The organism is endosymbiont of Riftia pachyptila (vent Ph05), from assembly GCF_000224455.1.
Lineage (GTDB): Bacteria > Pseudomonadota > Gammaproteobacteria > Chromatiales > Chromatiaceae > Endoriftia > Endoriftia persephonae.
In genome coordinates, this window is record NZ_AFOC01000124.1 from 1 (window position 1) to 8,509 (window position 8,509).

The following is an 8,509-nucleotide window of genomic DNA, read 5'->3' on the forward strand; positions in this document are numbered from 1 at the left end:
CTGGAGCCACCGTACCAGACCTGCCGCTCGCTGGGGGTGATTTGCGCCCCGTCGGGGTCGATGATGCACTGGCCGGTGGGATCTTTGATCAGGAACAGACCATCGCTGCTGCCCTGCTGGGAGGTGCGCCAGCCTTTTTCGTGGCGGCGTTCGATGCGGTAGCGATACCAGCAGCAGGGGACGTGGGTCAGTGGGGTGAGGATCGGCTCCCCCTGCATCGTTGCGGCAGTGCCGTTCAGCTCGACATAGCCCTGATGGGCGGAGCGGATCAACGAGGTGGGGGTGTCTTCGATGATGCGTGCGCGGGAGAGGTTGCGGAAGGCGAACCAGAGAGCGGCGAGACAGAGCAGCGCTAAGCTGTTCACCCAGATCCAGAACGTCAGTTCCGGCATGGTGAGGATGTCGTGGTGCATGGTGCTAGCTAAACAGTGCGCCCATATTCACGTCCTGCTTCTCTGCCCCGCTGAACTCTAGTAGTTCGGCCGATTTGAAATGGAACATGCCGGCGATGATTACATCGGGGAACTGTTCGATGCGAACGTTGCTGTTATTTACGCTCTCGTTGTAGAACTCACGCCGATCGGCGATGGTGTTCTCCAGTCCGGTGATGCGTGACTGCAGGTGCAGGAAGGAGTCGTTAGCCTTCAGATCTGGGTAGTTCTCCGCTACTGCGAAGAGATTGCCAAGGCCGATGCGCAGTTCGCTCTCAGCAGCGCCAACTGCCCCCACGTCGCCCTTTTCCCGGGCCTTGAACACCGCAGCGCGCGCCAGCATCACTTTTTCCAGGGTTTCCTGCTCAAATTTCATGTACTGTTTGCAGGTCTCGACCAGCTTTGGTAGCTCGTCGTGGCGCTGTTTCAAGAGGATGTCGATGTTTGACCAGGCCTTGCTGACGCCGTGTTTGAGCCGAACCAGGTTGTTGTAGATCATGATCCCGTAGAGTACGACAGCGATGATCATGCCGATCAAGACGAACAGTACAATCTCCATTGTGTTCCCCCAGCTGAAAGAGTTCTATGCCTAATAATATCCGCTCGTTCGAATCCCGCACCCCCCAGGTCGACGACGACGCCTGGGTGGATGAGACCGCAGTGATCATCGGTGATGTGAGTGTCGGTCCGCAATCGTCGATCTGGCCGATGAGTGTGCTCCGTGGCGATGTGCACCGTATCACTATTGGCGCCGCAAGCAACATCCAGGATGGTTCGGTGCTGCATGTCTCCCACGACAGCGCCTATCTGCCGGGCGGGCTGCCGCTGTTGATCGGCGACCGGGTGACGGTGGGGCATCAGGCGATCCTGCATGCCTGCACGATTGGCGATGGCTGCTTTATCGGCATGGGGGCAAGAATCCTTGATGGCGCGGTGCTCGAACCCGGTGCCATGGTTGGTGCAGGCTCGCTGGTGCCGCCTGGCAAGCACCTCGAAGGGGGCTATCTGTGGGTCGGTTCGCCGGCGCGTCGGGTGCGCCCATTGAGCGAGCAGGAGCGGGAGTTTCTGGACTACTCCGCGCAACACTATGTGCGGCTGGCCGGGCGGCATCGGCTGGGTAAGCCGTAGGAATGCCGCTGAGAGGCTTTCTAGCCTCTCAGCTGGGCGATCACCGATTTGGTGTGGGGCAGAATGCCGCGCCACAGGCGGAACGATTCGGCGGCCTGCTCCACCAACATGCCGAGTCCATCCAGGGCGCGGCTCGCCTTGTGGTTGTAACCCCACTGCTGGAAAGCAGTGGCCTGGTCGCTGTAGAGCATGTCGTAGCACCAGCCGCCCTTTGCCAGCACGCTATCGGGGATCTGTGGCACTGAACCCTGCAGCCCGGCGGCGGTGCCGTTGATGATCAGGTCAAACTCCATTCCCTCCAGCTCGTCCAACCCGCAGCCGGCCACCCGCCCCAGTTCGGCCACGCCTGTGGCGAGGGAGTAGGCCTTGATGGCAGTGCGGTTGGCGATGATCAGGCGCTTCGGTTTGGCTTCCAGCAGTGGCCGCAGTACCCCGCGTGCTGCACCGCCGGCACCGAGGATCAGCACTCGGCTGTCCGCCAATTCAAAGCTGTGGTTGTGACTCAGGTCGCGCACCAGGCCGACACCGTCGGTGTTGTCGCCACGCAGCTGGTTGTTCTCCAGGCGGATCAGCGTGTTGACCGCGCCGGCGGTGTGGGCGCGCTGGCTCAGTTCGTCGGCCATGCGCCAGGCCTGCTCCTTGAACGGCACGGTGACGTTGAGTCCCTTCCCGCCCTCGGTAAAAAAGCGCTTCGCATCGCCTTCGAAATCATCCAGCCTGCCGAGCAGGCGGCCATATTCGATCGCTTCGCCGGTCTGTCTGGCGAAGGCGGCGTGGATCAGCGGTGACTTGCTGTGTTCGATGGGGTTGCCGATGACGGCGTAGCGGTCGCTCATGTTGATCTGCTCAGGCGTTGAGCCACTCGGCCGCCTGTCTGGCGAAGTAGGTGAGGATGCCGTCGGCGCCGGCGCGTTTGATGCAGAGCAGCGATTCCATCACCACCGCCTGTTCGTCGAGCCAGCCGTTCTGCGCGGCGGCCTTGAGCATCGCGTATTCGCCGCTCACCTGATAGGCGAAGGTGGGCACCATGAACTCATCCTTGATACGTCGGACGATGTCGAGATAGGGCATGCCTGGCTTTACCATCACCATGTCGGCGCCCTCCTGCAGGTCGAGGGCGACCTCGTGCAGCGCTTCGTTGCTGTTGGCCGGATCCTGCTGATAACTGTATTTGTTGCCGCCGCCAAGGTTAGCGGCGGAGCCGACTGCGTCGCGGAACGGGCCGTAGAAGCTGGAGGCATATTTGGCGGAGTAGGCGAGGATGCGGGTGTGGATATGACCGTCACTCTCGAGAGCGGTGCGGATATCGCCGATGCGTCCGTCCATCATGTCGGAGGGGGCGACCACGTCGGCACCGGCGGCGGCGTGGGAGAGGGCCTGCTTTACCAGCACCTCCTTAGTCTCGTCGTTGAGTACGTAGCCGGAGGCATCGATCAGGCCGTCCTGACCGTGGGTGGTGAAGGGGTCGAGCGCCACGTCGGTGATGATGCCGAGATCGGGTACGGCATCCTTGAGTGCGCGCACGGCCCGTTGTGCCAGGCCATCCGGATTGAAGGCCTCGCGGGCATCCTCGGTCTTCACCTGCATAGGGGTGACAGGGAACAGAGCCATCGCGGGCACGCCCAGCCCATAGATAGTCTTTGCCTCTTCGATCAGCAGGTCAACGCTCATTCGCTTCACACCGGGCATGGAGGGCACCGCTTCACGCTGGCCCTGGCCTTCGAGCACGAATACCGGATAGATGAAGTCGTCGGAGCTCAAGTGGCTCTCGCGCATCATGCGGCGGGAGAAGTCGCTGCGGCGCATGCGGCGCATGCGGGTGGCGGGAAAGGGCGAACGGCTACTTGAATTCGACATGGATTCGGTCCCCTGACGGTTTGGGTAAACCCCATAAGATAACCTATGATGCGCGATTTTAACCAATTCTGAGGCATTGAAGGGCATGCAGAAGCCGCACAAATCTCCCTATATCTACGATGTCGAAGAGGCCACCTTTGAGCAGAAGGTGATCGATGCCTCCAATGAACAACCGGTGATGGTCGATTTCTGGGCCGAGTGGTGTGCCCCCTGTATCTCGCTGGCACCGGCGCTGGAGCGGGTCATCGATGAGTTCGAAGGCGTGGTGCGCCTTGGCAAGGTGGAGGTGGATGACAATATGCGCCTGGCGGGCCGCTTTCGTCTGCGGGGTTTCCCGACGGTGATTTTGTTCCATCACGGGGAAGAGTTGGGGCGCTTTCACGGCTCACGGGCGAGCCACTGGCTGCGACAGTGGATTGAGGAGCACTTGGGCGACTATCTGGCGCAGCACAGTGCCTGATTTGCTGGTCTGGATAGGGTGAGGAGAGAGAAAAAAATCTGCGGGAGTAGGGGAATTTAAATCACAAACGATTGTCTTATGAGAATCGTGGCCTCTTTCATAGGGTTGGTGATTGTTTGGTTATTTCTTTGTTAACAAGTAGTTACGAGTTCGCGGCTGGTTTTTTCGGGGGCGTAAATTTTTTTTCACACAGGCTAAAGGTTTATTGATGGGCGCCGATCAATAAGGGCAACAGGCAGACATTGAATTTGATCCTCCTCCAGCGCAATCATTGCGCTACTCTAAGGTCCAACTCCTCCCCGGTTGGGCCTTTTTTTTGTCCGTTTTTCAGCGTCCCTGAAGCAGCAGAGGAGTCTCGAGGAGTGACTTCTTGCGGCCCTCTGGATTAAATATTTGCGTGGGGTGCCAATGCAAGAAGAGGTAAGGCGGCAACCACTTCAGATGCTTGAGTCTTTTCCCTGATTTCCTCGAAAAATATCGAAAAAGTGCGGATTGTTCCTCTATTTTGGGGAGAAGCGGGTGGTATTCTGCATATCCGATAAATGATCAGTGCTAGCTGGGAAGGCAAGTTGTACTGACATAGAAGAGAGCCTCAGGCTTGACTGACTCAAGATCTCAGGATGATTCCGGTCAGTGCGTCACGGATTGATGTGGGCTGGGCGAGCCCCTGGGTGGCGCCATGTAGAATCATGTCGATCTCCCCGCCACAGCACAGACGCACCTGTAGCGCATTGCGTGCAGGTGGATGGTTACTGCGATTGGCGCTGGTCGAGACGAGTGGACGACCGCTGGCGCGGCAGAGAGCCGCCGCCAACGGATGGTTGGTTACCCGCACCGCGATGCCCGAGTGATCGCCGCGCAGCCAGAATGGCAGTGTTGGGGCCGCGGGCAACACCCAGGTGTGGGGGCCGGGCCAGCTCTGTATTACCGGCTCTAGTTGTTGCGATGGCAGTTGGTCGATGAAGGGCTGCAGTTGATTGAAGTCGGAGGCGATGAGTATCAGTCCCTTGCTGACTGGCCGCTGCTTCAGGCGCAGCAAGCGGAATACCGCCTGGGGATTGAGCGGGTCGCAGCCGAGTCCGAAAACCGATTCGGTTGGATAGGCGAGAATACCGCCACCAAGGATCACCCTGGCGGCTTGACGTAACCGCCAGGGATGGATGGATGGATTAGCGGGCAAGGTCGGCTTGGAGTTTGGCATCCTTTTCGATCACGCCTTTGGCGTTGGCTTCGCGTTCGGCACGAATGCGTGTTGCCAGCTCGGTATCGCCCAGCGCCATGATCTGAGAGGCGAGATAGGCAGCATTTTTTGCGCCGGCCTTGCCTATGGCAACGGTTGCGACGGGGATGCCGCCAGGCATCTGCACGGTGGAGAGTAGTGAATCCATGCCCTTTAGCGGACCAGCGTCGAGCGGGACGCCAATGACCGGCTTCAGGGTTGCGGCGGAAACCGCACCCGCGAGATGGGCGGCGAGGCCCGCGGCGGCGATGAACACGGCGCAGCCGCGCTGATCGGCGTCCTTCACGTAAGTGTGGGTGGTATCGGGAGTGCGGTGTGCGGAGGTGATCTTCACTTCATAGGGGATCGCCAGGGCGCGAAGCACGTCCAGGGTGGATTGCATAACGGGCAGGTCCGAATCGGATCCCATTAGTACGGCTACAAAGGGCTTGTTCATTGGATCAGGTTTTTTGTCTGTTGGAAGGCGGGAGAAGATACCCGAAAGCCTATTTTATGACCAGTGTGAACTGCTTTGTGAAGCACTGGGTTGATTGTTGGATGCGGAAAAACTGTTGTTCCACGCATAGCCTGGCCGGCTTGGGCTAAAGCGCTGCCGGAACTTTTGGAGAAGATCGATGGTACATTTTCGGCGCATGCTGGGGGGCTTCATTCTTGTCATGAGTGTCATGGCAGAGGTGATGGCGTCTGGAGTCGAGTACAGCAAGGAAGAGATGGCGTGGCTGAAAGCACACCCTCAGTTGCGGGTCGGCATCATCAATACTAACTCGCCGATCCTCTACCTTGGTGAGGCTAACCAGCCGCGGGGCGTGGCGGCAGACTATCTTCGCTTTGTCGCCGAGAAGGCGGGGGCTGGGCTGAAGGTGGTGCGCTTCAATGAGGTTTCGGCGATGGAGCGCGCACTCAAGGATGGAGAGATCGATATGGTCGGTGCCACCACCTGGTCGGTGGATAGGGCGTCGAGCATGCGCTTCACCCAACCCTATCTCTCGATTCCGGGAGCGATCTACACCAGAAAAAACGGCCCACTACTGACCCCTACTGAGATGGATGGGCGTGCGGTGGCCGTTGTACGCGGCGGTTTTTGGAGTCGTTGGGTCAACGAGCGCTACCCAAATATCCGGCGGGTTGAGGTGTCTGGTGCTCTGGCTGGCTTGCAGAGCGTCAACAATGGTTTGGTCGACGCTTATCTCGGAGATATCGCCTCGTCGCGCTATCATCTCAAGCGTCAGGGGATTGACCGGCTGCAGGAGTATGGCGCGATCGGTGGTCTGTTGAATCTGGTGATGGCGGTCGACAGCAACCAGGCCCTGGTGGCTTCGATTCTCGAGAAAAGCATTGCGCTGATCACGCCAGAAGAGCACGCCAGCATCCGTCGGCGCTGGTCCAACATCGGCGAGGCGCCAAGCCTCACAGATAACGAAACGGTGCGGGGCGCATTGATTATTGTTCTGCTACTCGGCTGGTTTGTCGGGTGGTATCTGGCGTTCCGCTGGTTGGTCAAGCGCAAGGTTTCGCGGCGCACCAAATCGATGAAGAACTCGCTGTTGCGTCGACGCAAGATCGAAAAGGAGATGAAGCATGAGCGTGAGCAGCTGAAGACCCTGATTCGGCGCGCAAAACGGAAGATTCGGTCGATCCAGGGGCGGTTGAACCTGCTCTCTGAAGCGCTGCCTTTCGGCTTCTGGGAGTGGGACCTGAAACGCAATCGCTATCGCTGGGACAAGGGTATGTGCCGGCTTGCAGGGGAGCTGCCGGGTACCTTCGGCGGCACCCCCCACGAAGTCCTCTCCAAAATTCATCCTGATGACCGAGATCGAGTAGTGGATCGGTTGACCCGGGCGATGTCGAAAAACGCGGTGAGTAGTCTTGAATATCGGCTGCTGCGTTCTGATGGTAGCGTGATCTGGGTCGTTAACCACTACCGCACAATCCGCAACTCGCGGGGGTGCGTGGTGAAGCAGGCCGGTGTGACCTATCAGCTCTCTGAGCATCTCCAGACCAAGCTGGAGCCCCAGCCCGAGCCGTCAGAACAGGTCAAGCCTGACGACCTGCAGCCAAAGATCGGGCCGCGGCCGACGCAGAAACCGCAGCTGGTCAAGGATGAGCCTGTCACCAGTCAGGAAGAGGGGCAGGCACCGGAAGGCACTACGAACGCTGGTGTGGGTTCTGCCTATCAGGGGCTTTAGGGGCTCCCAGAATGAATCTGGGCGAGCAGAATTAGGAGGCCAAATTTTCTGCTGCAAGAAGAAAATCGCGGGTAATAGCTGGCCTATTGCCAAGATTTTCCACGCAGCAGCAGGAAATTTGGGCCGCAAGGCTGCCGTCCATGATTTGTTCAGGAGCCTCTTAACTCACTCCCCAACCATCTTTCTCATATCGCCAATCATGGATAGCAGGGTTTTTCCTGCTATCTTTTGAATCGGCTTCACTTCCTTGTTGGGGGATTAAGAGGATGAGGTGGACACTCTACTCTCTGCTGTTTCTGTTAATCACGGCATCGGCGTCTGCTGAGGAAGGGATCTCACCCACCGAACGGGTAACACTCTCCATGGATGCGGTGATGCAGGTGCTGAATAACCCGAATCTCAACCGCGAGCAGCGGCGCTTGGCAGTGCGTGACGTCGTGCGCAGCCATTTCGACTATCGGGTAATGTCGAGAATTATTCTGGCGATCAACTGGCGCAAGGCCACTGACGAACAGCGGGATCGGTTTGAACGCTATTTCAGGGAGTTGATGGAAAATACCTACTTCTCAGCGATCGATAACTATAGTGGGGAAGAGGTGCGCATCGGGCGGGAAAAACGCCAGGGAAAGCGTGCGGTGGTGCAGACTATGCTGATCACAAAATCAAAGCAGATCCCCATCGATTTCAAGCTGCTTTCCAAAAGCAATGATTGGGCTGTCTATGATGTGGTCATCGAGGGGGTCAGCCTGATTAGCAACTATCGCGTCGAGTATCGGGGTCTGGTGAAACGAGAGGGCATGGAAGGGCTCCTCTACAAGCTTGAACGCAAAGCACTTCAGCTAAAAAAGGGCGCAAAGACTGACTCCGTCCGGCCCGCCTCATGATGCTAGACTGAAAGGCGTGTTGAGCTGTAAAGGTTGATTGATCTGCTGAAGCTCAAGCGATAGATTGACCTACCGGATCGATTACGTCTTTGTTCCAGCAAAGCTTTTGCTGGCCTGGATCTGTATATCAATGGAGATGCCGTATGCTGAAGAAAACCACCCTCTCTGTCGCCCTCTCTCTGCTTTGGTCTTTGTCTGCCGGCACTATCGCGGCAGAGGAGGTTGCTGAACCTGGATCTACAGTGGGCGAGATGTCGCAGGTGCAAACGAACGCCACGGCTGATGATGCGAGTGAGGCAGCTGTAACTCCGCCGGTGACCGAC

General features: G+C 58.3%; 10 protein-coding genes and 1 pseudogene. 5 read left to right on the forward strand and 6 right to left on the reverse strand.

Annotated features, from left to right (window positions below):
• Together RIFP1SYM_RS14725 and RIFP1SYM_RS14730 are read right to left on the reverse strand one after the other, a co-directional pair.
• A pseudogene (locus RIFP1SYM_RS14725) lies at positions 1–413 on the reverse strand (E3 ubiquitin ligase family protein); the annotation flags it as partial.
• A gap of 4 nt (positions 414–417) precedes the next feature.
• Positions 418–960 carry a LemA family protein gene (locus tag RIFP1SYM_RS14730; protein ID WP_370443648.1) on the reverse strand — a complete coding sequence of 181 codons (543 nt, stop codon included), beginning with the start codon at positions 958–960 and terminating at the stop codon, positions 418–420.
• Positions 961–1,016: 56 nt separating this feature from the next.
• On the opposite strand from RIFP1SYM_RS14730, the gene RIFP1SYM_RS14735 reads away from it, so the two are divergent.
• Positions 1,017–1,559, forward strand: coding sequence for a gamma carbonic anhydrase family protein (locus RIFP1SYM_RS14735; protein ID WP_005966224.1), 543 nt, complete (start codon positions 1,017–1,019; stop codon positions 1,557–1,559).
• Between the two features lie 20 nt (positions 1,560–1,579).
• Here the strand turns inward: RIFP1SYM_RS14735 and aroE are convergent, their stop codons facing one another.
• Both aroE and hemB read right to left on the reverse strand, forming a co-directional pair.
• Positions 1,580–2,395: a shikimate dehydrogenase gene (gene aroE / locus RIFP1SYM_RS14740; protein WP_005966225.1), complete on the reverse strand. Its 816-nt coding sequence runs from the start codon at positions 2,393–2,395 to the stop codon at positions 1,580–1,582.
• A gap of 10 nt (positions 2,396–2,405) precedes the next feature.
• Positions 2,406–3,416: a porphobilinogen synthase gene (gene hemB, locus RIFP1SYM_RS14745; RefSeq protein WP_005966226.1), complete on the reverse strand. Its 1,011-nt coding sequence runs from the start codon at positions 3,414–3,416 to the stop codon at positions 2,406–2,408.
• An 85-nt stretch (positions 3,417–3,501) separates the two neighbouring features.
• Here hemB and RIFP1SYM_RS14750 point away from each other — a divergent pair, with 85 nt between their 5' ends.
• A complete protein-coding gene (locus RIFP1SYM_RS14750; protein ID WP_006474631.1) occupies positions 3,502–3,876 on the forward strand; it encodes a thioredoxin family protein in 375 nt (124 codons plus the stop codon).
• A gap of 607 nt (positions 3,877–4,483) precedes the next feature.
• On the opposite strand, the gene tsaC is transcribed toward RIFP1SYM_RS14750, so the two are convergent.
• Together tsaC and purE are read right to left on the reverse strand one after the other, a co-directional pair.
• Entirely contained in the window at positions 4,484–5,077 is a 594-nt protein-coding gene (gene tsaC, locus RIFP1SYM_RS14755) for an L-threonylcarbamoyladenylate synthase type 1 TsaC (RefSeq protein ID WP_005966228.1), read from the reverse strand.
• Entirely contained in the window at positions 5,046–5,552 is a 507-nt protein-coding gene (gene purE, locus RIFP1SYM_RS14760) for a 5-(carboxyamino)imidazole ribonucleotide mutase (protein WP_005966229.1), read from the reverse strand. Before purE ends, tsaC begins: the two co-directional genes overlap by 32 nt.
• Positions 5,553–5,730: 178 nt before the next feature.
• Here purE and RIFP1SYM_RS14765 point away from each other — a divergent pair, with 178 nt between their 5' ends.
• The 3 genes from RIFP1SYM_RS14765 to RIFP1SYM_RS18390 all read left to right on the forward strand — a co-directional run.
• A complete protein-coding gene (locus RIFP1SYM_RS14765) occupies positions 5,731–7,302 on the forward strand; it encodes a transporter substrate-binding domain-containing protein (RefSeq protein WP_005966230.1) in 1,572 nt (523 codons plus the stop codon).
• 266 nt (positions 7,303–7,568) lie between these two features.
• A complete protein-coding gene (locus RIFP1SYM_RS14770; RefSeq protein ID WP_005966231.1) occupies positions 7,569–8,186 on the forward strand; it encodes an MlaC/ttg2D family ABC transporter substrate-binding protein in 618 nt (205 codons plus the stop codon).
• Positions 8,187–8,329: 143 nt separating this feature from the next.
• Positions 8,330–8,509, forward strand: a 180-nt coding sequence (locus RIFP1SYM_RS18390) for a hypothetical protein (RefSeq protein ID WP_039960650.1), incomplete at its 3' end; no start/stop codon positions are given.